This is a genomic window from Streptosporangium longisporum, from assembly GCF_039534895.1.
In the GTDB taxonomy this organism is placed as follows: Bacteria; Actinomycetota; Actinomycetes; order Streptosporangiales; family Streptosporangiaceae; genus Streptosporangium; species Streptosporangium longisporum.
Window position 1 is genome coordinate 641,963 of record NZ_BAAAWD010000006.1, and the last position, 22,581, is coordinate 664,543.

A 22,581-nucleotide genomic window follows, 5' to 3' on the forward strand; every position below is an offset into this window, starting at 1 on the left:
CGCGTGTACGGTTTCCCCATGAAGTCCCGCCTGATGGCACTACGCCTCACCGAGTTCAAGACTTTTCGTGACGCGTCACTTCCTCTAGGCGACATGACCACGCTCATCGGCCGTAACAGCAGCGGAAAGTCCAATGCCCTGGACGGGCTTGAAGTACTCTCCCGGCTGGCCTCGGGAGCGGATCTCGTCGACGCGCTGGACAGCAGGCGAGGCGACGAGGGACCCCTTCGCGGGGGCATAGAAGGGTGCCCTCCCCACGGGACGGACCGATTCCGGCTGGGATGCAGCATTTTGGCTCCCGAGCGACTCGGCAAAGGCTATTTCTACGTCGACCTTGATGTCGGAATCCGACTCCATCCGGAGCCGGAGATCATCAGTGAGACTCTCACCGGTTTCTCGGGTAAAAACCGTTCGACGCGTAACCCGGCGAGCCGGACAAAGCACGACCTTCTCAAAACGATGGACCCGAATCCGGGAGCCGGAAGCATCGAGGCCACCTGGTACAACGGACGCCGAGGGCGGGACCCTCGGGCTCCGTTCCGGTCCACCCGACTCCTCACCAGTCAGCTTCCCTTCCGGCTGGCGGGCGAGACGGAGACCGAACGGCGTGTCATCACCGCTGCCGAGGACGTCCTGGAGACGCTTCGCGGGGTCTTCCATCTTGACCCCGTTCCACATCTCATGCGGCAGTACGTCCCCAGCCGTGACATCCGGCTGCGCCGAACCGCGGAGAACCTTCCCGCGGTGATCAACCACATGAGAGAACACGACCCCCAGCGGTTCCGGCAGCTTGTCACCCGCGTACGGAGCCTCGTCGAGTACGAGGTGACCGGGATCGAGATCATTCGTTCGCAGCTCAACGACGTGATGCTGGCCCTCAGGGAGGAGGAGTCCATCACGCCTGCCAGGGAGATGAGCGACGGCCTGCTGAGATTCGCGGCCATCGCCACCAGCTTGCTCCGACAGGGACAAGACCTTGACCTCGACGGACGCGGGGCGGCGGACGACGACAGATCCCCGACCCTGGTCATCGAGGAGTTGGAGAACGGCCTGCATCCCTCCCAGGCCACCCAGATCCTCGATCTCGTCAGGCAGGCCACCCTGGACCACGCATCCCAAGTGATCTTTACGACACACAGCCCCGCCCTGCTCTCGGCACTGCGGCCGACAGAGCACCAACATGTCGTCGTCTGCTCTCGTGACTCTGCCACGGGACTCTCCCACCTCAGAAAACTCCCGGAGATGGAGGGGTATCCCGGCCTGATGGCTCAAGGCGACCTCGGTACGGTCGTCGCCTCCGGCCTTTTGGAGCATGCCCCCGTCCCGGATCGCGACTTCACCGAGTTCGACCGGCTGATGGGGATCGGCTGACGATGGCGCGAAGAGTGGAGTTCGTCGACACCTCTGTGCTCTGCAACCTTCTCGACATCCCTGGGAAGAACCAGGATCACCAGCCGGTCATCGACCAATTGAAGAAGAAAAGGCAGGAGTGCGATCTCATCCTGCCCATCACAGCGGTCATCGAGACCGGCAACCACATCGCGCAGCTCGCCGACGGGCAGCTTCGCAGACAGCATGCCGACAAGCTGAGCGATCTTCTCAAACTGGTCGTCACCAACCAGGCCCCCTGGGTGCTGCACACCGTCGAGTGGGGGGAGAACTTCCTCCGGTCGCTTCTCGCAGGCGCGGGAACCGGGACGACATTCGCCGACCATGTGATGGTCAAGCTCGGCCTGGGCGATCTCTGCATCCTGACCGAACGGGAGCTCTACCGCGCAAGGGTCGTCAATGTGGAGGTCGGTATCTGGACCTTGGACGCACAGCTTCGGTCACACTCCTGAGCAATGGAGCGCGGAACCCCGGTACTCCGTTGCTCCAAGTCGCTACGGGGGTGGCGGCGACAGGTAGCGGCCGGGCTTGTGGCGTCGGCCATTGCTCCCGCCACGCGTCGGCGACCCCGTTCCTCTTTCTGGGCGAGGGACCGAAAGCGCGGCGAAACGGGTGCTGCGCGACCTTGGCGGCGCCGGTCACGAAACGAAGCACGGCCCGCACCGAAGTGCGGGCCGTGCTTCGGTCGTTCAGACGCAGGCGGTACGGACGACGTCGGCCAGGCGGCCGGCCAGCGACTCGGCCTGCTCGGCCGAGGCCGCCTCGACCATGACGCGGATCATCGGCTCGGTGCCGCTCGGCCGGATCAGCACCCGGCCGCTCTCACCCAGCTCCGACTCCGCGGCGGTGACCGCAGCCGACAGCTCCGGGACCGAGGCCTTGGTCCGGTCCACGCCCTTGACGTTCACCAGCACCTGCGGCAGCCGGGTCATCACCGAGGCCAGCTCCGCCAGCGACCGCTTCTGCCGCGCGACCACCGCCAGCAGGTGAAGCGAGGTCAGCAACCCGTCGCCGGTGGTGGCGTGGTCGAGCATCAGGACGTGACCCGACTGCTCCCCGCCCAGGTTGTAGCCGCCCGCCCTCATGGCCTCCAGGACGTAGCGGTCGCCCACGGCGGTCTCGACGACGTCGATGCCGGCGTTCTTGAGAGCGATCTTGAAGCCCAGGTTGGACATGACGGTGGCCACCACGGTGTCACCCGTCAGCGTGCCCTCGGCGTGCATGGCCATGGCCAGCACCGCCATGATCTGGTCGCCGTCGATGATCTCACCGGTGTGCGACACGGCCAGGCAGCGGTCGGCGTCGCCGTCGTAGGCGATCCCGACGTCGGCGTTGCGGGAGACCACGATCTGCTGGAGCTTCTCCAGGTGGGTGGAGCCCACCCCGGCGTTGATGTTGAGGCCGTCGGGGCGTGCCCCGATCGTCTCGACGGTGGCCCCGGCCCGCAGCAGCGCCTCGGGGGCCACCATGTGGGCGGCTCCGTGGGCGCAGTCGATGACCACGCTGAGACCGTCGAGACGGCCGTCCACCGTGGACAGCACGTGCGACACGTAACGGTCGGCCTCGCCGTACGCCTCGCGTACGCGGCCGACCGAGGCACCGACAGGACGCTCCCACTTCTCGCCGAGCCGCTGCTCGATGTCGTTCTCCACCGCGTCGGGCAGCTTGTATCCGCCGCGGGTGAGGAACTTGATCCCGTTGTCGGGAGCGGGGTTGTGGGAGGCGGAGATCATCACGCCCATGTCGGCTCTGAGAGCCGTGGTCAGATAAGCGACCGCCGGGGTGGGCAGCACGCCGAGCCGGAGAACGTCCACGCCGGACGACGCCAGGCCGGCGACCACCGCGGCCTCCAGGAACTCTCCTGAAGCGCGGGGGTCCCGGCCCACGACGGCGACGGGACGGTCTCGCCGCCCGCCGCCGTTGAACGCCCCGGCATCGCCGAGGACATGAGCCGCGGCCACGGACAGGTCCATGGCGAGCTCGGCCGTGAGGTCGCGACCGGCGACCCCACGTACCCCGTCGGTGCCGAAGAGGCGACCCAACTTAACGCTTGCTGTACTGGGGGGCCTTACGGGCCTTCTTGAGACCGTACTTCTTGCGCTCGGTGGCGCGGGCGTCACGGGTCAGGAAGCCGGCCTTCTTCAGCGGCGCCCGGTTGACCTCGACGTCCAGCGCGGTCAGCGCGCGGGACAGGCCCATGCGCAGCGCACCGGCCTGGCCGGTGACGCCGCCGCCGTTGATGCGGGCGATGACGTCGAACTGCTCCTCGGCACCGAGCACCACGAAGGGCTCGTTGACGATCTGCTGGTGCACCTTGTTGGGGAAGTAGTTCTCCAGCGTGCGACCGTTGATCGTCCACTTGCCGGTGCCCGGCACGATGCGCACCCGGGCGACGGATTCCTTGCGGCGGCCCGTGCCGTAGGAGTTACCGGTGGTGATGGGCTTGCGGACGGCGGCGTCAGTGCCGCCGGCAGTGGACTCGGAGGTGTACTCGGAGGGGAACTCCTCCGCGGAGTACGCTTCCTGATCGCCCTCGACGGGCGTCTCGACACCGGTGGGCTCAGCCACGGTTCTCCTCTAACTTTCCTACTCGGCGCCGGCCCTCGGCCGACGCTGCTGGCGACAAGCGGCTAGCGACTACTGGGCGATCTGGGTGAGCTCGAAGGGCACCGGCTGCTGCGCCTGGTGCGGGTGCTCGGAACCGGCGTAGACCTTGAGCTTCTTGATCATCTTCCGGCCCAGGGCGTTCTTCGGCAGCATGCCCTTCACGGCCTTCTCGACGGCGCGGTCGGGACGCTTGTCCATCAGCTCGCCGTAGGTCATGGAGCGCAGTCCGCCCGGGTAGCCCGAGTGGCGGTACGCCTTCTTCTGCTCAAGCTTGTTGCCGGTCAGCGCGATCTTGTCGGCGTTGATGATGATGACGAAGTCACCGGTGTCGACATGGTTGGCGAAGGTCGGCTTGTGCTTACCGCGAAGCAGGATCGCGACGTGGCTGGCCAGCCGGCCGAGCACGATGTCGGTGGCGTCGATGATGTGCCACTGACGCTCGACTTCGGCAGGCTTGGGTGTGTACGTGCGCACGGTCGTATGCCTTCTTTGGTCGCGTCGTCGGCGCTGTCGGAGGTGACAGCAACATGGTCGGTAGGTGCGGGCACACGACAGCCCGGACCTTCCGTCTCCAAGGAAAGAGGAGATGACGCCGGACGCGCCGCGTATCGGTCTGCAGAGGAGACCAATTCGCACACAACGAACTAGCAGAATACCGGTGCGGATGAGCGCTGGTCAAAACGACAGGGCTCCACACCGGTACGCGGTCAGTCTACCCGGGCCCGGCCGGTGCCCGGGGCCGCCGCGCCGCGATCCGCCGGGACCCGGCCGGGCCCGTCTCACGGAACGGTTTTGATTCGTTCTCAATATTCCCTTCTTCATCACCGCGAACATCCCTATCTTTGATAGCGGTATGTGGCAGCTTCCTCACGCCCGGCGTACCCAGCGAGCGCGGTTGCGTCGCATGGGGATGTTCGCGTGCCTGGCCGCCGTCCTGCTGGCCGGCTTCTTCATCGGCCGCAACAGCCGCGAGGGCACGGCCGTCGACCAGATCTACCTGGACAACGCCGGCCCCGCCATGGCCACCCCGACAGGCGGCGCGGCGGCGGGCCGGGCGGACGAGCAGCCGGACGAGCAGCGCGCCCCGCTGGCCCGGGCCGTCCGCCCCACCGCCTCCCAGAACCGGCGCCCGCGCCCCTCCGGGACCGCCACCCCGTCCACCGGCGACCGCACCGGCCCGGGCGGCCCCTCCCGCTACCTGCTCAACGGCGACGACGCCGCCAGCTCCGCCCTCGGGGCGATGGAGCGGGAGGTCGTCCGCCTGATCAACGTCGAGCGCAGGCGGGCCGGGTGCGGGCCGCTCCGGATGGACAGGAGGCTGGCCAGGTCGGCCGGGAGGCACTCGGCCGGGATGGCGGCCCGCGGAGCCCTCTCCCACACCTCCCCCGACGGCACCTCGCCCTGGGAGCGGATGGAGGCCGCCGGCTACCGGGACGGCGGCGCCGAGAACATCGGCCGCGGCTACACCTCCCCGGACGAGGCGGTGGCCAACTGGATGAAGACCTCCGGGCACCGCCGCAACATCCTCAACTGCGAGCTCAGGGCCACCGGCGTCGGAGCCGTCCAGGGGGTCGACGGGCCCTGGTGGACCCAGGACTTCGGATACTCCTGAGGCCCGTGGCCCCGATACCGGGCTACCCTCGGCGCATGGGTTTTCCCGTGGAGCCGCCGCGCCGCCGGCCTTACAACCGGCCCGACGCACCGCCCGACCGGCCCGACGCACCGCCGCCCGCGCAGGACCGGCACTGGTTCGACCCCTCGGCGCCCGACCGCCCCGCCGGGCCTCCCGGCGCGCCCGGCGCCCCGGGCCCCTCCGGTGCTCCCGGTGCTCCAGGTCCTTCCCGGGCTCCCGGCGCCCGAGGCCCTTCCGGTGGTCCCGGCGACTCCGGCCGTCCCGGCGCTCCCGGAGCGTTCGGCGCTCCGGGGTCTTTCGGCAACCCCGGCTCCTTCGGTGATCCCGGGGCCACCGACGCCCCCGGCGCCTTCGGGGCGCCCGGGGATCCCCGCGCCGCCGAGACGGTCGAGGGCAGGCGGAGCGGACGGGGCTCGCGAGGTTCGCGGGGCTCCACACCGCCCCCCGGGTCCCCCCGCTCGCAGAAGACCCCGAAGGAACGGCCGCCCCAGCGGATGTGGAGCCCCTACGACGAGGGCCCCCGTTCGTACCGCCCGATCTTCATCGCGGCCGGGGCGTTCGCCCTCCTGGTCGCCGGGGGCGTAGGCCTGGCCATGCTGGCCCGATCCGACCCCGCGGCGGGCCCCGGCTCGGCCGGCCCCGCGGCGGAGAACCCCGCCGCGCCGACCGTCGAGATCCCCAGCGGCGAGTTCGGCTTCGCCTCCTCCCGCGCCAAGGACCCGCATCCCCTGACCCTGAAGGAGCTGTTCGGACGCGAGAAGGTCCGGGCCGGCGACCAGACCTATCTGATGACCACCCGCAGGCTCGACAAGAAGTGCGAGGAGGCCGTGGTGGGGACCAAGCTGAAGAAGGCGCTCACCGCCGCCAAGTGCACCCAGCTGCTGCGCGCCAGCTTCCGGGACTCCTCCGGGAAGATCATCGGCACCGTGGGGGTCGCCAACCTCAAGACCTCGGCCGGGGCGACCAAGGTGATCGCCGTCAAGTCGGACAAGAAGCAGGAGGAGTACCTCAAGGCGCTGCCCGGCAAGGACAAGGTCACCAAGCTTCTCGGCGCGGGACAGGCGTCGGTCGGCTACTGGACCCACGGCCACTACGCGATCCTGGTCTGGTTCCAGTACAAGGACGGCCATCTGCCCAAGAAGACCGAGGCCAAGAAGCTGAGCCGGACGGCGTACGCCGTGGTGGACGCGACCGTCACTCCCGCGCTGGACTCGCGTTCCCTGACCGGCAAGCGGCCCTGACCAAGGAGCCATACCACCGTTTTCGGGTATGAATCCGGCAGACGATACAGCCATACCCGCATGGCGATCTCCGGCTGTCGCTAGGCTTCGGCGTATGCGTGGCCAGGAATCCGGGTCCGATCAGCACCGTGACACCGAGGGTTCGGCGGCACCGGCGACGCCACCGCCGAGTTTCGGCCGACCCTCGCCACACGTGCTGCGGGCCGAAGTCGCAGGTGAAGAGCAGCCTCCCAGCCCCTCCGCGTGGCAGGAGCCGGCCCCGGGGGCGGCTTCGCCATGGACGGTTCCCGTGGACGACGGGGTCCCCTACGACTGGTACGCCCAGCCGGAGGAGGACCCGCCCCCGGGCTGGTCCGACCCGCCGTCACAGCCTCCCGCGCCTCCGGCCGACCCGCACGCCGGGCCCGCCTGGACCGGCCTCCCCCGAGAGGCCGCAGGACCGGGCTCCCCGGCTCCCGGTTCTCCTGTTCCGGGGTCCTCATCCCCGGCCTTCCCGGTCCCGGGCGGTCCTTCGGCTCCGGGCGGTCCTTCGGGCTACGGCCCCTCGGGTCCCCTCGGCCCCCCGGGTCCCGCTCACGCGGCTCCCGGCTCCCCGGGTGCCGGCCCGTCGGGTCCGTCGGGTCCGTCGGGTTCAGGACCGTCCGGTTCAGGTCCGTCGGGTTCCGGGCCGCTGGGCCCGCTCGGTCCTCTCGGGCCCTCGGGTTCCGGCGTCCCGGGCACCTTCGGCCTCTCGGATCCCGCCGTCCCCGGCTCCGGCGCGTCCGGCTCCGGCCTGCCGGGCTCCGGGCCCTCCGGCCCGCTCGGTCCTCAGGGTCTTCAAAGCCCCCAGAGTCCTCAGGGCCCCGGTCTTTCGGATCCCGGCGCCTCGGGCTCCGGCCCTTCGGGTTCCGGCCTCCCGGACCCCCTGAACGCTCCGGCACCCGGCCTCCCGGCTCCCGGCCCCTCAGGGTCGGGTCCCCTGGGCCCGCTCGGCGCTCCGCCTCCCGGCCTCACGGCTCCCGGTCCCGCGACCTCCGGAGCCCCGGGCTCCGGCCTGCCCGGCCCAGGTCTGCCCGGCCCAGGTCTGCCCGGCCCAGGTCAGCCGAGCTCCGGGTCTTTCGATCTTCTCGACCCCTCCGATCCCGGTCACCCGGTTCACGGCCGTGATCCCGCGGGTCCCGCAGGTCCCGCAGGTCCTCCCTGGACCGACTTCTCCCGGCCGGAGCCGGCTCCCCCGGCGTGGATCAACTCCCCCACGCCCCCCGAGCCCGGCCGCCCCGCCTGGCCCGTACGGCCCGAGGGCTTCCCGCACGACCCCCTGGGCTCGCCACCGCCGGGTTCCCCGAGGTCCCCGGGGTCCCCGAGGTCCCCGGGGTCCCCGCCCGGTCCCGCCGGTTCGTCCTCGTCCGACGTCCTGAGCTCGTCGCCCGGTCCGGTGAGCCCGCCGGGCGATCGGACGCTCCCCGAGGGGCCGGTCGTCCCCGGGGCCCCGCCGTGGCAGCCTCCCCCGGCCTTCACCGCCGCCGCCGCGGGCATGCAGGTCTGGCCCGCAGCCGGGCAGGAGGCCTCCCCCTGGCCCGCCGCCACCGGCGAGCCGGTCTGGTCCGATCCCGAGGAGTCGCCCGGCCGTCCCGGGGAGCCCGGGGACGTCGCCGTCTGGCCACCGGAGGCCGTCTCGGCCGGCGAGACCGACGAGACCACCGCCGATGTCCGGGGCGCCGTACCCGGCGCGTCCGGCAGGGCGGGATCCCCGGCACCCGCCGTACCCGCGGTACCCGCCGAGTTCGGGCGGGCGGGAGCGCGAGCGCCCGGCACGCCCGACGCGGTGGAGTCTCCGGCGCTCCCCGCTCCCGAGGGGGCGGGACGGCAGGCGCCCGGCACCTTCGAGGAGCCCGGACGGACGGGAGCGTGGGTCCCCGGTCCCGCCCCCGCCGACCAGGGCGCCTCGGCCCTCCACGGTCCGGCTCCTCGGCAGGAGCCACCGGCCGCCCCGCCGCTGCCCCCCGGCCCCCTCGCGTCCGCACCTCCCGCGCCCTCCGCGCCCGTCGGGTCGCCCGCCGGATCACCCGGCGCGTCCTCCGCTCCCGTGGTGCCACCGGTGACTCCGCCGATGTTTTCGCCGATGACTCCACCGGTGACGGAGCCGGGTGCGCAGTCACCCGTGCCGCCCCTCGAACGGTCCGACGATCAGGACACCGAGCAGGTCACGCGTCCCCGGACGGCCCGTCCCTCCCTGCCCGTTCCACCCCCGCCCCCGGTGGACGAGGCGACCCCGCCGGGCGGCATCCCGATCTTCCCGGCCCTGCCTGCGGTCCCCGCGCAGGCGGACGGTCCGCAGACGGGTACCTCCCCGGGCGATCCGGCGACGGCGCGTGGCCCGTTCACGCCGCTGTCGGAGTTCACCCCCGAGCCGCCCCCCACCCCCCCGGCGCCGTCCCGCAGCCGGGCGAGCACGCTGTTGCTGGCGGCCGTGGTCTCGGTCGTGGTGATCGGCATCGGTATCGGCGCCTTCTTCGCCTACCGCTCCTTCAGCGCCGACCAGTCCGCGACCGCGGCGAACCCGATCCCCACCCCGGGAGAGATCGACACCGATAACGAGCTGAACATCACCTCCGAGCCGGAGCCGGTCAACACCACGGTGCTCAACTCCGAGAAGACCGACCCGGGCACGGTGAAGGTGTCCGACGCCTTCGTCAAGAAGGTCACCCTGGACGGGACCACGTTCACCCGGGTCAAGACCGACGTCACCGAACGGTGCCAGAAGGCCGCGGCCGGCAAGTTCGCCGACACCCTGCGCGACCAGGACTGCCGACGGGTGCTGCGGGCGACGTACGTGGACGGCAAGCGCAGGTACGCCGTGACCACCGGGATCGCCGTGCTGCCCACCCGCGAGTCCGCGATCGCGGCCGACCGGGCCAAGAAGCTGGACGACAACCTGTGGTTCCGCGGCCTGCCCGCCGCGGCCGGCAGCGGGGCCGAGCGGGTGCACATCGCCGGCGGCTACGCGGCCGGGATGGTGTGGGGCCGCTACATCGTGTTCAGCTACGCCACCTTCAGCGACGGCCACACCCCGACCGCCAAGGAGAAGACCCTCGCCAAGGTCAGCGGGGCGTTCCGCGACCAGACCGCGAAGGTCGTCGAGCGGCGCGTCACGAGCTGAGCGTCCGCACCCGGCGGGTCTCCGCGGCCCGCCGGGCGAGCTCCGGGGCGCCGGGGTAGCGCACCTCCTCCAGGCAGAGCCCGAGCGCGGGCGCGACGTGCACCCCGGAGTCCCGTACGGCCCGGGCCAGCACCCCGGCCGGCCAGTCGACCCCGAGCCGTCCCTCGCCCACCGGCAGCAGGGAGCCCACGAGCGCGCGGACCATGGAGTGGCAGAAGGCGTCGGCCACCACGGTCGCGACGACCAGACCGTCCTGCCGGGCCCAGTCCAGCCGCTGCAGCTCGCGGATCGTGGTCGCGCCCTCGCGTTTCCTGCAGAAGGCCGCGAAGTCGTGCTCGCCGAGGAGCGCGGCGGCGGCCGCGTTCAGCCTCGGCACGTCCAGGGGGCGGGCGTACCAGAGGACCTCACGGCGGCGGAGCGGGTCGGGCCCGCCCGGGGCGTCGGAGACCCGGTAGGCGTACCGCCGCGACAGCGCCGAGAAACGGGCGTCGAAGCCCTCAGGAGCCACGGTGACGCGATGCACCCGTACGTCCGGGGGCAGGACCCCGGCCAGCCTCCTGCGGAGCGCGGAGAGCCGCTCATCGAGTTCGGCCGCGGCACCGGGCTCCCCGGGAGCCTCGTCCACCGGAATCTCTTGCTCCGGGCCCTTCCTGCGGGCGCGGCCGTCCAGCGCGGCGAGCGTGGCGGCGTCCAGGTCGACGTGGGCCACCTGGCCCCGGGCGTGCACGCCGGCGTCGGTCCGTCCGGCCACGGTCAGCGCCGGGGGCTCGGGAAGGCGGAGGATCCTGCCGAGCGCCTCCTCGATCTCTCCCTGGACCGTGCGCCGCCCCGGCTGCTTGGCCCAGCCGGAGAAGTCGGTGCCGTCGTAGCCGAGATCCAGCCGAAGCCGTACCACGATGTTCCTTCCTGCGCCTGGCCGGACCCCTCGGGAACGAGAACGGGCCCGGCACCCCCGCTGGGAGGGTGCCGGGCCCGTTCACCGGACCTGAGAGATCAGGCGTCGTCCTTCTTGGCCTCGGTGGCGGGAGCCTCGTTCGTCTCCGCGCCCTCCTCGGAGGCCTTCGGCTCCTGGGCGGTCCCGGCCTCGGTCGCCTCGGCCTGCTCGGCCTTGGTCTCCTCGGTCTCGGCCTTGGTGGCCTCCTCCGCCGCGGGCTTCGGCGCGGCGGCCGGCCTGGCGGCGGCCTGGGTCTGGCCGACCCGGACCTGGTTCAGCGGCTCGGACACCAGCTCGATCACGGCCATGGGGGCGGCGTCGCCCTTACGGAGACCGATCTTGGTGATCCGGGTGTAGCCACCGGGACGCTCCGCGAAGGTCGGGGCGATCTCGGTGAAGAGGTGGTGAACCACGCCCTTGTCCTTGACGACGGTCAGGACCTGGCGACGGTTGTGCATGTCGCCCCGCTTGGCCTTGGTGATCAGCTTCTCCGCCAGCGGGCGCAGACGCCTCGCCTTGGCCACGGTGGTCTTGATCCGGCCGTGCTGGAACAGCTGGGTGGCGAGGTTCGCCAGGATCAGCCGCTCGTGGGCCGGGCTGCCGCCGAGACGGGCACCCTTGGTGGGCCTGGGCATAACGTTCTCCTTGGGAGTGAAACCGCCCCGGCCGTACGAGGTACCGGGGTCGGGCCGGGGGCCGGAGGGCCCCCGTCATCGTGAAACGCGCGGAACCCGTACCTCCGCCGGACCCGTGCGGGCACCGGTCCGGCGGGGCGTGAGGCTCTAGTACTGCTCGGTCTCGACGTAGGCGCTGTCGTCGTCGTCGTAACCGCCGCCGGCCACCGCGCTCGGGTCGAACCCGGGCGGGGAGTCCTTGAGGGCCAGCGTCATCTCGTGCAGCTTCTGCTTGACCTCTTCGATGGACTTGGCGCCGAAGTTCCTTATATCGAGAAGGTCCTGCTCGCTGCGGGCCACGAGCTCACCCACGGTGTGGATGCCCTCGCGCTTGAGGCAGTTGTAGGAGCGGACCGTGAGGTTCAGCTCCTCGATCGGCAGCGCCAGGTCGGCGGCCAGGGCCGCGTCCGTCGGCGACGGGCCGATGTCGATGCCCTCGGCCTCGACGTTCAGCTCGCGGGCCAGGCCGAACAGCTCGACCAGGGTCTTGCCGGCGGAGGCCACCGCGTCGCGGGGCTTCATGCACGGCTTGGTCTCGACGTCCAGGATCAGGCGGTCGAAGTCGGTGCGCTGCTCGACACGGGTCGCCTCGACCTTGTAGGTGACCTTGAGGACCGGCGAGTAGATGGAGTCGATCGGGATGCGGCCGATCTCCTGGCCGGGCTGCTTGTTCTGGGCGGCGGAGACATAGCCGCGACCGCGCTCGACGGTCAGCTCCATCTCCAGCTTCGCCTTGCCGTTCAGGGTGGCGATGCGCAGCTCGGGGTTGTGCACCTCGACACCGGCCGGGGGCGCGATGTCGGCGGCGGTGACGTCACCGGGGCCCTGCTTGCGCAGGTACATCACCACGGGCTCGTCGTGCTCGGAGGAGACGACCAGGTCCTTGAGGTTCAGGATGATGTCGGTGACATCCTCCTTGACGCCCGGCACGGTGGTGAACTCGTGCAGCACGCCCTCGATGCGGATGCTGGTCACGGCCGCGCCCGGGATGGACGACAGCAGCGTGCGCCGCAGCGAGTTGCCGATGGTGTAGCCGAAACCCGGCTCCAGCGGCTCGATCATGAACTTGGACCGGGTCTCCTCGAGGGACTCCTCAAGGAGGGAGGGGCGCTGAGCGATCAGCATGTGGGATCTCCCTTGCATGGCGGCGCCCGCTATTTGACGCCGCTCGAACAACAGCATAGGTGCCGTGCGGCACAGGGCCGCACGGCACCGACAGAGCCGCTACTTGGAGTAGAGCTCGACGATCAACTGCTCCTGGACCTGGGTGTCGATCTGCTGACGGACCGGGAGCTGGTGGACCAGGACGCGGAGCGCGTCCGGGATGACGCCCAGCCACGCCGGGTACGTCTTGTCACCGGCGGTGGCGCGGGCCACCTCGTAGGGCAGGAGGTTGCGCGACTTCTCGCGGACCTCGACGATGTCGTGCTCGCGCACCCGGTACGACGGGATGTCGACCTTCTTGCCGTTCACCAGGATGTGCCCGTGACGGACCTGCTGGCGGGCGGCGTCGCGCGACTCGGCGAAACCGGCGCGGTAGACCACGTTGTCGAGACGGCTCTCCAGGATCTGGAGGAGGTTCTCGCCGGTCTTGCCGGTCTTGCGGTTGGCTTCCTCGTAGTAGTTGTGGAACTGCTTCTCGAGGACGCCGTAGATGCGGCGGGTCTTCTGCTTCTCCCGGAGCTGGAGCTGGTACTCCGACTCCTTGGGACGAGCGCGGCCGTGCTCACCCGGCGGGTAAGGACGGATCTCGATGGGGCACTTGGCGGACTCGCACTTCTTACCCTTGAGGAAGAGCTTGGTCTTCTCCCTGCGGCAGAGCTTGCAGTCCGCACCCGTGTAACGAGCCATTTTCTATCTTCTCCTGGGCGTCAGACGCGACGGCGCTTGGGCGGGCGGCAGCCGTTGTGCGGCACGGGGGTGACGTCCTGGATGGATCCGACCTCGAGCCCGGTCGCCTGAAGCGAGCGGATCGCGGTCTCACGGCCGGAGCCGGGACCCTTGACGAAGACGTCGACCTTGCGCATGCCGTGCTCCATCGCGCGGCGGGCGGCGTTCTCCGCGGCCATCTGCGCGGCGAACGGGGTGGACTTACGGGAGCCCTTGAACCCGACGTGGCCGGCGCTGGCCCAGGAGATCACGTTCCCACTCGGGTCGGTGATCGAGACGATCGTGTTGTTGAACGTGCTCTTGATGTGGGCGTGCCCGTGAGCGACGTTCTTCTTTTCCTTGCGGCGCACCTTCTTGGGTGCACCCTGGCGGCTCTTAGGAGGCATTCTGTGCCTTCACTCCTGAGGTGGTCGGTCCTGCGGCTACGCGGACTACTTCTTACCGGGCTTCTTCTTGCCGGCCACGGTCTTCTTCTTGCCCTTGCGGGTACGCGCGTTGGTCTGCGTGCGCTGACCGTGCACGGGAAGGCCACGGCGGTGCCGGATGCCCTGGTAGCACTGAATCTCGATCTTGCGGCGGATGTCGGCCTGAACTTCGCGACGGAGGTCACCCTCGATCTTGTAGTTCGCCTCGATGTAGTCACGCAGCGGGACGAGTTCCTCGTCCGTGAGCTGGTGGACACGGAGGTCGCCGTTCACGCCGGTGGCCTTGAGGGTCTCGAGCGCACGGGTGCGGCCGATTCCGAAGATGTAGGTGAGAGCGATCTCCAGCCGCTTGTCGCGGGGGAGGTCCACACCAGCAAGGCGAGCCATGGTGGGGCATTCTCCTTCGTTGTGACGGAGGTCTTACGCCTCACTTCCCCTCCCCATGCCCGGGGTGAGGGCCCCGGCCTCCGACCGGGGGTCTCCTGCGGGGTACGGCCGAAGCCGCCGACGCAGGTGTGAGACGCATTTACGGTGTCGGCCCGACATGGGTCGAGTCCGCCACGTGGAGCGGACTCTTGCGGGGCCTGGTGGAGCGAATCAGCCCTGGCGCTGCTTGTGGCGCAGGTTGTCGCAGATCACCATGACGCGACCGTGCCGGCGAATCACCTTGCACTTGTCGCAGATCTTCTTGACGCTCGGCTTGACCTTCATAGTCCTATTCGTCCCTCAGACGCTTACTTGTATCGGTAGACGATCCGCCCACGACTGAGGTCGTAGGGGCTCAGTTCGACGACAACCCTGTCGTCAGGAAGGATCCGGATGTAGTGCATCCGCATCCTCCCGCTGATGTGGGCCAGGACCTTATGGCCGTTGTCGAGTTGCACCCTGAACATCGCGTTCGGGAGCGACTCAACCACAGTGCCCTCGATCTCGATGGCGCCGTCTTTCTTGGCCATGTCCCTCGCGTTTCACTGATCGGTCGTCTGAGGCTTCGGAACACTACGCAGCCGCGACCCAGCGCTTCGATGAGAGCGACGGTTGCGAAACCGCCGATGCGCAATGGTCATAGTGAACCGAAAAAGGAGTGTACGGCACCGGGCGAGGAAAGGCGAAACACACGGCCGGTGCCTTGACACAACCGCTACATAGGATACCGCAGATCCCGCAAGGGACGGACGGCGCGGCTCGGCGCACGTGTACCCGCGCCCTCATTGTGACACGTCCGGCCTGGTCAGGCCAGCACCCGGGCCCTCCTTCACGGATGCGGGGAGCCGTTCCCACGCCGCGGCACCGGCCCCGGCGCCCCCATGCCTCCCGGCCCTCCCGGACCTCCTTGACCCTCCCGGCGCCTCCCACGCGAGGAGCCCCCCGGTGGCAGGCCACCGGGGGGCTCCTCGCGATCGGCTCCTGGACGCAAGGTCCCCCTCGCCGTGGCGGGGGCCCGTCGTGGGCGGGTCACCTTCTCAGAAGGCGTCGCCCCAGCGGCCGCAGTCGTCGAACTTGTTGTCGCCCTCGCAGACCCGGATCTTGAAGTCGTCGAAGCCGTTGCTCTTCCTGAAGCCGCCGAAGCGGTCGAAGTGCGAGCGGCCGGAGGTCTTGAAGACCTTGGTGTGTGAGCCGAAGCGGTCGTGCCACTTGAACCACACGTAGCTGCGGTCGCGGTCGCGGTCACGGTCGAACAGGTCGCCGTAGAACCAGTAGCGGCCGCTGTCCTTGGTCCAGTAGCCCTTGAAGTAGGAGCGCTTGCCGAAGCTCTCGCCCCGGCCGAAGCCGGAGTAGTACGGGCCGAAGAAGTGCTTGCTCGACGCCTGGGCCTCCTGGACCACGGCGGCCGAGGCCGTCGAGGCGGGGGCGGCGGAGGCCATCGACGCCGGGGCGGCGGCCACACCCGCGGCCAGCGAACCGGCCAGCGCGGCACCGACGAGAGCGGTACGGATCATGCTCATGGTTTCTTCCTCCTGTGGAGCGGGGGTCCTGCCGTTCGGACACCGCTCACGTTAGGAAGATTCGTCGTCCCCTTCTGCGGAGGAATGCACACTCAAGCCGCAGAGTGCACTATTACGGCTTTTTCGACTGTCCCGCGGCGGAGGCGAGCGTGGACACCAGCAACACCACACCCCAGGGACCCATCACCCACAGTGGCCAGGGGTAAGGGAAGTCGAGCCCGGAGGTCACGCCGACGATCAGCCAGATGATCCAGTTGACGCCGCTGGCCGTCGCCCAGACGGCCCAGGCGGCCCTCAGGCCCTTGTCCGCCGCCGACGCCCCCGCGGCCCCGGTGGCACGCTGCGGGGCCCTGGAAGGGGTCTCGGGGAGGCTGCGCATGTCGACGTCGGGGAGGTCGTAGGTCAGCGTGGCCAGCTCCCCGTAGGTCTTGCTGGTGTAGAGCTGTTCCAGGCGCTCGTCGAACTCCTCGGTGGTCAGACGCCCCTGGGCGTAGTGCTCCCGCAGGACCGAGGCGACCTTGTCGCGGTCCCCGTCGGAGGCCCGCATCTCAGGACCGGACGGCATGTCAACCACATCCACTCAGCACCGGGCCCGAACTAGCCCGCGTCTCCCAACAGGTTGGCAAGCCGCTCTTCACCCCCGTCAAGCGCGGTCAGTACCCAAGGACCATTATGTGTCACGGCGACGCTGTGCTCGAAGTGCGCGGACATCTTCCCGTCCACCGTGACCACGGTCCAGTCGTCGGCCAGCACCTTGGTCCGGTCCGTCCCCAGGTTGACCATGGGTTCGACCGCGAAGCACATTCCCGGCTCGAACTTCGGCCCGCGGCCAGGCCTGCCGTGGTTGGCCACCCACGGGTCCATGTGCATCTCGGTGCCGATGCCGTGCCCGCCGTACTCCTGCGGGATGCCGTAGCGCCCCTGGGAGCGGACGTACCGCTCCACCTCGTGGCCGATGTCGGAGAGGTGACGGCCCACGGTGAGCGCGGCGATGCCCCGCCACATGGCCTCCTCGGTGACCCGCATGAGCTCGGTCAGCTCGGGGGCCACCTCGCCGACCGGCACGGTCACGGCCGAGTCGCCGTGCCAGCCGTCCAGGATGGCGCCGCAGTCGATCGAGATGATGTCGCCCTCGCGCAGCTTGCGGCGATCACTCGGGATGCCGTGCACGACCTCGTCGTTGACCGAGGCGCAGATCGTCGCGGGGAAACCCTGGTAGCCCTTGAACGAGGGGATCGCCCCCTCGTCGCGGATGGCCTTCTCGGCGATGGCGTCGAGGTCCAGGGGCGTCATGCCGGGCTGGACGCTTTCGCGCAGCAGGCTCAGGGTGCGGCCGACCACCAGGCCGGCCGCCCGCATCTTGTCGAGCTGCTCGGGCGTCTTGATCTGGATTCCGTGCTTGTTCTTCTTGAACACCTGCACACCCCCTGGGGTGACTCAACGGACGGACCGGGACGCCAATTCCCCCGATTCTGCCCTAAATGGCAGTACGCCACCCATGGGAACCCATGGGTGGCGTACAGGGCGTATATGACCGCGTCGTCAGCCGGCGTAGGGGCTCAGGGCCTCCATCGCGCGCCGGGTGACCTCCTCCACCGGACCGGTGGCGTCCACGCCGACCAGGATGCCCTCGTCGGCGTAGAAGGAGACCAGGGGGGCGGTCTGCTCCTGGTAGACCTCCAGGCGGTGCCTGACGGTCTCCTCCTTGTCGTCGTCGCGCTGGTAGAGCTTCCCGTTGCAGGCGTCGCAGACGTCGTCCTTCTTGTCGTCGAAGTCGACGTGCCAGATACGGCCGCACTGGCTGCAGGTACGGCGGCCCGCCAGCCTGCGCACGACCTCCTCGTCGTCGACCACGAGCTCCAGGACGAGGTCCAGCCCGGCTCCGAACTCGGCGAGGATCTTCTTCAGGATCTCGGCCTGGGGCACGTTCCTGGGGAAGCCGTCGAGCAGGAAACCGTCCTGCGCGTCCTTCTCGGCGAGACGGTCGCGGACCATCGCGATGGTGACCTCGTCGGGCACGAGGTCGCCGCGGTCCATGTATTCCTTGGCAAGCTTGCCGAGCTCCGTGCCGCCCGAGACGTTGGCGCGGAAGATGTCACCTGTCGAAATCTTCGGGATCGACAGGTTCGATGCGACGAACTGGGCCTGTGTCCCCTTACCCGCTCCGGGGGGCCCGACCAGGACGAGGCGCACTACTTCAGGAAGCCTTCATAGTTGCGCTGCTGCAGCTGGCTCTCGATCTGCTTCACGGTGTCAAGGCCGACACCAACCATGATCAGAATGCTCGTCCCTCCGAACGGGAAGTTCTGACTCGCGCCGACGAGCGCCAGCGCGACGATCGGCACCATGGAGATCAGGCCCAGATACAGCGCGCCGGGAGCGGTGAGTCGCGTGAGCACGAAGTTCAAGTACTCAGCCGTCGGGCGCCCCGGGCGGATGCCCGGGATGAACCCACCGTACTTCTTCATGTTGTCGGCGACCTCAACGGGGTTGAAGGTGATCGACACATAGAAGTACGTGAAGAAGACGATCAGCAGGAAGAACGTGATCATGTACGTCGGGGTGGTGCCGCCGCCGCCGAACTCCTGGGAGATCCACTGGATGATCGGGTGGGGCTCCGACTGGGTGTTCGTGAAGAGCGTCGTGATCAGCTGCGGCAGGTACAGCAGTGACGAGGCGAAGATGACCGGGATGATGCCGGCCTGGTTGACCTTGAGCGGGATGTAGGTGGAGGTCCCCCCGTACATCCGGCGGCCGACCATGCGCTTGGCGTACTGCACCGGGATGCGGCGCTGGGCCTGCTCGACCATCACGACCAGGGCGATCATCGCGATACCGACGACGATGACCACGGCGAAGACGAAGGCACCCTTCTGGCGGGCGATGTTCATCAGCTCGGACGGGAAGACCGCGATGACCTGCGTGAAGATCAGGATCGACATGCCGTTGCCGATGCCGCGGTCGGTGATCAGCTCACCCAGCCACATGACCACGGCGGTGCCGGCGGTCATGGTCAGCACCATCGTGACGATGGCGAAGACGTTGTCCTTGTCGAGCAGGATCTCCTCGCGGCACTGCGGGAACAGCTGCCCGCTGCGCGCCAGCGCCACGAAGGCGGTCGACTGGAGAACGGCCAGCCCGACCGTCAGGTAACGGGTGTACTGCGTGATCTTGGTCTGCCCGGCCTGGCCCTCCTTCCGAAGGGCCTCCAGCCTCGGAATCACCACGACGAGCAGCTGAAGAATGATGCTCGCGGTGATGTAGGGCATGATGCCCAGGGCGAAGACTGAAAGTTTCAGAAGCGCGCCGCCGCTGAACAGCTGCACCATTCCGTAGATGTTGCCCGCGTCCCCCGCTTGCGCCTGGGTGAGACAACGGCTGATGTTCTCGGTATGCACACCCGGGGTCGGCAGAACCGATCCAAGTCGGAACAGCGCGATGATGCCCAAGGTGAAGAGCAACTTCTTACGCAGGTCCGGCGTACGGAACGCTCGGGTAAATGCGGTCAGCACGGTCCCTCCTGCGCGCCTGAAAGGCGAGGTCGGTCAGCGATGGTGCGGGGGTGTTCCATCTTTGCCATATCCAGTCAATGAGCCCGAGGAAATGAGTCGAGGCCCACTGTCCAGCGAACTCTAACGCACTACGGGCGCGGGAGCCCATTGCTGAGCCCCCGCGCCACGTGATGATGACACCTACAGCTCGGAGACGGAGCCCCCGGCAGCGGCGATCTTGTCCTTGGCGGCCGAGGAGAACGCGTGCGCCTCCACGTTCAACGCCACGGACAGCTCACCGGTTCCCAGAACCTTGACGAGCTGGTTCTTGCGGACCGCGCCCTTGGCGACGAGCGTCTCCACGGTGACGTCGCCACCGTCGGGGAACAGCTCACCGAGCCGGTCGAGGTTGACGACCTGGTAGGTCGTCTTGAAAAGGGCGTTGGAGAAGCCCTTCATCTTGGGCAGGCGCCGCTGCAGCGGGACCTGGCCACCTTCGAAGCCCAGGGGAACCTTGTTCCTGGCCCTCGTGCCCTTGGTACCACGACCCGAGGTCTTGCCCTTGGACGCCTCGCCACGGCCCTTGCGGACCTTGGACTTGTTGGCGCCGGGAGCCGGACGCAGGTGGTGGATGCGGAGCGGAGTGTTCTCTGCCATGTCTAGTCGACCTCTTCCACGGTGACGAGGTGCGTCACCACGGTGACCATGCCGCGGATCTCCGGGCGGTCCTCCTTGACGACGACGTCACCGATTCGCTTCAGACCGAGCGAGCGCAGCGAGTCACGCTGGTTCTGCTTGCCACCGATCTTCGAGCGGACCTGGGTGATCTTCAGGCGTGCCATGTCAGCTCACCGCCTTCGCGGCCGCGGCCTCGGCGAGACCCTCGGCGCGAGCCTTGAGCATCGCCTTGGGCGCGACGTCCTCGATCGGCAGGCCACGGCGGGCGGCGATCTCCTCGGGCCTGCTGAGGCCCTTCAGAGCCGCCACGGTGGCGTGCACGATGTTGATCGGGTTGTCCGAGCCGAGCGACTTGGACAGCACGTCGTGGATGCCGGCGCACTCCAGCACGGCGCGCACCGGGCCACCGGCGATGACGCCGGTACCGGGCGAGGCCGGACGCAGGAAGACGACGCCCGCGGCCTCTTCGCCCTGCACGATGTGCGGGATGGTGCCCTGGATCCGGGGCACCCTGAAGAAGTTCTTCTTGGCCTCTTCGACACCCTTGGCGATCGCCGCGGGCACCTCCTTGGCCTTGCCGTAGCCGACGCCGACCATGCCGTTGCCGTCACCGACGATGACGAGGGCGGTGAAGCTGAAGCGACGACCACCCTTCACGACCTTGGCCACTCGGTTGATCTTCACGACGCGCTCGATGTACGAGACGCCCTTGTCAGCGTTGCCACCGCGGCGGTCGTCACGACGACCGTCACGCCGCTCGCCACCGGCGGCGCCACCGCGACGCGGAGCTCCAGCCATTAGTGGTTCCTCTTCTCATTCGTAAGACGGGCCATCGGTTGCGGTCCTCGGAAAGGAGTCATCAGAACTCCAGTCCGCCTTCGCGGGCGCTCTCCGCGAGCGCCGCGATACGGCCCGCGTAGCGGTTGCCACCCCGGTCGAACACGACCGCGGTGATCCCGGCCGCCTTGGCCCGCTGAGCGAGAAGCTCGCCGACCTGCTTGGCCTTGTCGGTCTTGGCGCCGTCCGCCGAACGCAGCGAGGAGTCCATGGTGGACGCGCTCACCAGCGTGTGGCCCTGGGCGTCGTCGACGATCTGCACGAAGAGGTGCCTCGTGGAGCGGTTGACGACCAGACGCGGACGCGTGGCCGTGCCGACCACCTTCTTGCGGACTCGGCCGTGGCGGCGGGCCCGCGAGACGGCGCGGGCGGCCGTGTGCTTGCCGAACGCAGTCTTGCCAGCCATGCCTACTTACCAGCCTTTCCGACCTTGCGGCGGATAACTTCACCCTGGTAACGCACGCCCTTGCCCTTGTACGGGTCGGGCTTGCGCAACTTGCGGATGTTCGCGGCGATCTCGCCGACCTTCTGCTTGTCGATGCCGTCCACGTGGAACAGGGTCGGCCGCTCGACGCGGAAGGTGACGCCCTCGGGGGCGTCGATGATCACCGGGTGACTGAAACCGAGAGCGAACTCGAGCTGAGTCGGGCTCTTGGCCTGGACGCGGTAACCGACGCCGACGATCTCCAGGGTCTTGGAGTACCCCTGGGTCACACCGGTCACCATGTTGGCGACCAGGGTGCGGGACAGGCCGTGCAGCGCACGGACCTTGTTCTCGTCGTTGGGGCGGGTGACGGAGAGGTTCCCGTCGTCGCCCTTGGCGATCGCGATGGGCTCCGCGACCGTGTGTGAAAGTGTGCCCTTAGGACCCTTGACCGTGACGTCCCGGCCGTCGATGGCGACGTCCACTCCGTTCGGTACGGGGATGGGCAGCCGTCCGATTCTTGACATGCTGTTCGTTCTCCCCTCTACCAAACGAAGGCGAGGACTTCCCCGCCCACTCCACGCTTGCCGGCCTGCTTGTCCGTCATGAGACCGCCGGACGTCGAGATGATCGCGACGCCCAGTCCGCCCAGGACTCGGGGCAGGTTGTCCTTCTTTGCATAGACCCGCAGGCCGGGCTTGGAAACCCGGCGCAGGCCCGCGAGCGACCGCTCACGGCTCGGCCCGAACTTGAGCTCCACCACGAGGTTCTTCCCGACCTTGGCGTCTTCGACGGTCCAGGCCTGGATGTATCCCTCCTGCTGGAGGATCTCGGCGATGTGCGCCTTGATCTTCGAGTACGGCATCGCCACGCTGTCGTGGTACGCCGAGTTCGCGTTTCGCAGACGCGTCAGCATGTCTGCGATCGGGTCGGTCATCGTCATGGCCGGTGGCCTTCCTCACCGCGGTTTCCACAGGGGACCTACGGTGCGGTCATGGGCGCTTCGATCAGCGCCCGGTGAGTATCGAGATTCTATGCGGGGCCGGAGACCGCGCGGACCCGTGGGGTCACGGGACCGCGCGGAGGGCTACCAGCTCGACTTGGTGATGCCGGGCAGCTCGCCCCGGTGCGCCATCTCGCGGAAGCAGATGCGGCACAGGCCGAACTTCCGGTAGACGGCGCGGGGACGGCCACAGCGCGAGCAGCGGGTGTAGGCCCGGACCTCGAACTTGGCCTTGCGAGCAGCCTTGACCTTGAGCGACGTCTTCGCCAT

The 22,581-nt window shown here is 69.0% G+C and carries 28 protein-coding genes; 5 read left to right on the forward strand and 23 right to left on the reverse strand.

Going from position 1 to position 22,581, the window contains the following annotated elements; genetic code table 11:
* Nucleotides 1-18 precede the first annotated feature (18 nt).
* Nucleotides 19-1,371, forward strand: coding sequence for an AAA family ATPase (locus ABD832_RS06805; protein WP_344889958.1), 1,353 nt, complete (start codon nucleotides 19-21; stop codon nucleotides 1,369-1,371).
* Between the two features lie 14 nt (nucleotides 1,372-1,385).
* Nucleotides 1,386-1,841, forward strand: a complete 456-nt coding sequence (locus tag ABD832_RS06810; protein ID WP_344889961.1) for a hypothetical protein — start codon at nucleotides 1,386-1,388, stop codon at nucleotides 1,839-1,841.
* Nucleotides 1,842-2,078: 237 nt separating this feature from the next.
* On the opposite strand, the gene glmM is transcribed toward ABD832_RS06810, so the two are convergent.
* The 3 genes from glmM to rplM all read right to left on the reverse strand — a co-directional run bounded on the left by glmM (nucleotide 2,079) and on the right by rplM (nucleotide 4,470).
* Entirely contained in the window at nucleotides 2,079-3,431 is a 1,353-nt protein-coding gene (gene glmM, locus ABD832_RS06815) for a phosphoglucosamine mutase (RefSeq protein WP_344889964.1), read from the reverse strand.
* 1 nt (nucleotide 3,432) lies between these two features.
* Complete coding sequence (gene rpsI, locus ABD832_RS06820) at nucleotides 3,433-3,957, reverse strand: 30S ribosomal protein S9 (protein ID WP_344889966.1); 525 nt, start codon at nucleotides 3,955-3,957, stop codon at nucleotides 3,433-3,435.
* Nucleotides 3,958-4,026: 69 nt separating this feature from the next.
* A complete protein-coding gene (gene rplM / locus ABD832_RS06825; protein ID WP_344889969.1) occupies nucleotides 4,027-4,470 on the reverse strand; it encodes a 50S ribosomal protein L13 in 444 nt (147 codons plus the stop codon).
* A 379-nt stretch (nucleotides 4,471-4,849) separates the two neighbouring features.
* On the opposite strand from rplM, the gene ABD832_RS06830 reads away from it, so the two are divergent.
* The 3 genes from ABD832_RS06830 to ABD832_RS06840 all read left to right on the forward strand — a co-directional run bounded on the left by ABD832_RS06830 (nucleotide 4,850) and on the right by ABD832_RS06840 (nucleotide 10,009).
* Complete coding sequence (locus ABD832_RS06830) at nucleotides 4,850-5,608, forward strand: CAP domain-containing protein (RefSeq protein WP_344889972.1); 759 nt, start codon at nucleotides 4,850-4,852, stop codon at nucleotides 5,606-5,608.
* 35 nt (nucleotides 5,609-5,643) lie between these two features.
* Nucleotides 5,644-6,870 carry a hypothetical protein gene (locus tag ABD832_RS06835; protein ID WP_344889975.1) on the forward strand — a complete coding sequence of 409 codons (1,227 nt, stop codon included), beginning with the start codon at nucleotides 5,644-5,646 and terminating at the stop codon, nucleotides 6,868-6,870.
* A gap of 1,414 nt (nucleotides 6,871-8,284) precedes the next feature.
* Nucleotides 8,285-10,009 carry a hypothetical protein gene (locus ABD832_RS06840; RefSeq protein WP_344889978.1) on the forward strand — a complete coding sequence of 575 codons (1,725 nt, stop codon included), beginning with the start codon at nucleotides 8,285-8,287 and terminating at the stop codon, nucleotides 10,007-10,009.
* Here ABD832_RS06840 and truA read toward each other — a convergent pair.
* The 20 genes from truA to ABD832_RS06940 all read right to left on the reverse strand — a co-directional run bounded on the left by truA (nucleotide 9,999) and on the right by ABD832_RS06940 (nucleotide 22,581).
* Nucleotides 9,999-10,904: a tRNA pseudouridine(38-40) synthase TruA gene (truA, locus tag ABD832_RS06845; RefSeq protein ID WP_344889980.1), complete on the reverse strand. Its 906-nt coding sequence runs from the start codon at nucleotides 10,902-10,904 to the stop codon at nucleotides 9,999-10,001. The genes ABD832_RS06840 and truA overlap by 11 nt on opposite strands.
* 98 nt (nucleotides 10,905-11,002) lie before the next feature.
* On the reverse strand, nucleotides 11,003-11,578 hold the full coding sequence (rplQ, locus tag ABD832_RS06850; protein WP_344889983.1) for a 50S ribosomal protein L17: 576 nt from the start codon (nucleotides 11,576-11,578) through the stop codon (nucleotides 11,003-11,005).
* 147 nt (nucleotides 11,579-11,725) lie between these two features.
* Nucleotides 11,726-12,742 carry a DNA-directed RNA polymerase subunit alpha gene (locus ABD832_RS06855; RefSeq protein WP_344889986.1) on the reverse strand — a complete coding sequence of 339 codons (1,017 nt, stop codon included), beginning with the start codon at nucleotides 12,740-12,742 and terminating at the stop codon, nucleotides 11,726-11,728.
* 99 nt (nucleotides 12,743-12,841) lie between these two features.
* Nucleotides 12,842-13,468: a 30S ribosomal protein S4 gene (gene rpsD, locus ABD832_RS06860; RefSeq protein WP_344889988.1), complete on the reverse strand. Its 627-nt coding sequence runs from the start codon at nucleotides 13,466-13,468 to the stop codon at nucleotides 12,842-12,844.
* Nucleotides 13,469-13,488: 20 nt separating this feature from the next.
* On the reverse strand, nucleotides 13,489-13,893 hold the full coding sequence (gene rpsK, locus ABD832_RS06865; protein ID WP_012887860.1) for a 30S ribosomal protein S11: 405 nt from the start codon (nucleotides 13,891-13,893) through the stop codon (nucleotides 13,489-13,491).
* A 45-nt stretch (nucleotides 13,894-13,938) separates the two neighbouring features.
* On the reverse strand, nucleotides 13,939-14,319 hold the full coding sequence (gene rpsM / locus ABD832_RS06870) for a 30S ribosomal protein S13 (protein ID WP_344889992.1): 381 nt from the start codon (nucleotides 14,317-14,319) through the stop codon (nucleotides 13,939-13,941).
* Nucleotides 14,320-14,529: 210 nt separating this feature from the next.
* Nucleotides 14,530-14,643, reverse strand: coding sequence for a 50S ribosomal protein L36 (gene rpmJ, locus ABD832_RS06875; RefSeq protein WP_003956441.1), 114 nt, complete (start codon nucleotides 14,641-14,643; stop codon nucleotides 14,530-14,532).
* Between the two features lie 23 nt (nucleotides 14,644-14,666).
* Nucleotides 14,667-14,888 carry a translation initiation factor IF-1 gene (gene infA, locus ABD832_RS06880; protein ID WP_012887858.1) on the reverse strand — a complete coding sequence of 74 codons (222 nt, stop codon included), beginning with the start codon at nucleotides 14,886-14,888 and terminating at the stop codon, nucleotides 14,667-14,669.
* 507 nt (nucleotides 14,889-15,395) lie between these two features.
* Nucleotides 15,396-15,878, reverse strand: coding sequence for a hypothetical protein (locus tag ABD832_RS06885; RefSeq protein WP_344889996.1), 483 nt, complete (start codon nucleotides 15,876-15,878; stop codon nucleotides 15,396-15,398).
* A 112-nt stretch (nucleotides 15,879-15,990) separates the two neighbouring features.
* On the reverse strand, nucleotides 15,991-16,443 hold the full coding sequence (locus ABD832_RS06890; RefSeq protein ID WP_344889998.1) for a DUF1707 SHOCT-like domain-containing protein: 453 nt from the start codon (nucleotides 16,441-16,443) through the stop codon (nucleotides 15,991-15,993).
* 32 nt (nucleotides 16,444-16,475) lie between these two features.
* Nucleotides 16,476-17,294: a type I methionyl aminopeptidase gene (gene map, locus ABD832_RS06895; protein WP_344890001.1), complete on the reverse strand. Its 819-nt coding sequence runs from the start codon at nucleotides 17,292-17,294 to the stop codon at nucleotides 16,476-16,478.
* Nucleotides 17,295-17,420: 126 nt separating this feature from the next.
* Complete coding sequence (locus tag ABD832_RS06900) at nucleotides 17,421-18,071, reverse strand: adenylate kinase (protein WP_344890003.1); 651 nt, start codon at nucleotides 18,069-18,071, stop codon at nucleotides 17,421-17,423.
* Entirely contained in the window at nucleotides 18,071-19,390 is a 1,320-nt protein-coding gene (gene secY, locus ABD832_RS06905) for a preprotein translocase subunit SecY (RefSeq protein ID WP_344890006.1), read from the reverse strand. Before secY ends, ABD832_RS06900 begins: the two co-directional genes overlap by 1 nt.
* A gap of 180 nt (nucleotides 19,391-19,570) precedes the next feature.
* Complete coding sequence (gene rplO / locus ABD832_RS06910; RefSeq protein ID WP_344890009.1) at nucleotides 19,571-20,026, reverse strand: 50S ribosomal protein L15; 456 nt, start codon at nucleotides 20,024-20,026, stop codon at nucleotides 19,571-19,573.
* Nucleotides 20,027-20,028: 2 nt separating this feature from the next.
* Nucleotides 20,029-20,211, reverse strand: a complete 183-nt coding sequence (gene rpmD, locus ABD832_RS06915; protein ID WP_012887849.1) for a 50S ribosomal protein L30 — start codon at nucleotides 20,209-20,211, stop codon at nucleotides 20,029-20,031.
* A gap of 1 nt (nucleotide 20,212) precedes the next feature.
* Nucleotides 20,213-20,845 carry a 30S ribosomal protein S5 gene (gene rpsE / locus ABD832_RS06920; protein ID WP_344890012.1) on the reverse strand — a complete coding sequence of 211 codons (633 nt, stop codon included), beginning with the start codon at nucleotides 20,843-20,845 and terminating at the stop codon, nucleotides 20,213-20,215.
* A gap of 61 nt (nucleotides 20,846-20,906) precedes the next feature.
* A complete protein-coding gene (rplR, locus tag ABD832_RS06925; protein WP_344890014.1) occupies nucleotides 20,907-21,290 on the reverse strand; it encodes a 50S ribosomal protein L18 in 384 nt (127 codons plus the stop codon).
* A gap of 2 nt (nucleotides 21,291-21,292) precedes the next feature.
* Entirely contained in the window at nucleotides 21,293-21,835 is a 543-nt protein-coding gene (gene rplF / locus ABD832_RS06930) for a 50S ribosomal protein L6 (RefSeq protein WP_344890017.1), read from the reverse strand.
* 17 nt (nucleotides 21,836-21,852) lie between these two features.
* The gene (gene rpsH, locus ABD832_RS06935) at nucleotides 21,853-22,251 is read right to left on the reverse strand and encodes a 30S ribosomal protein S8 (protein ID WP_030912900.1); all 399 of its coding nucleotides are present in this window, start codon (nucleotides 22,249-22,251) and stop codon (nucleotides 21,853-21,855) included.
* Nucleotides 22,252-22,395: 144 nt separating this feature from the next.
* A complete protein-coding gene (locus tag ABD832_RS06940) occupies nucleotides 22,396-22,581 on the reverse strand; it encodes a type Z 30S ribosomal protein S14 (protein WP_012887844.1) in 186 nt (61 codons plus the stop codon).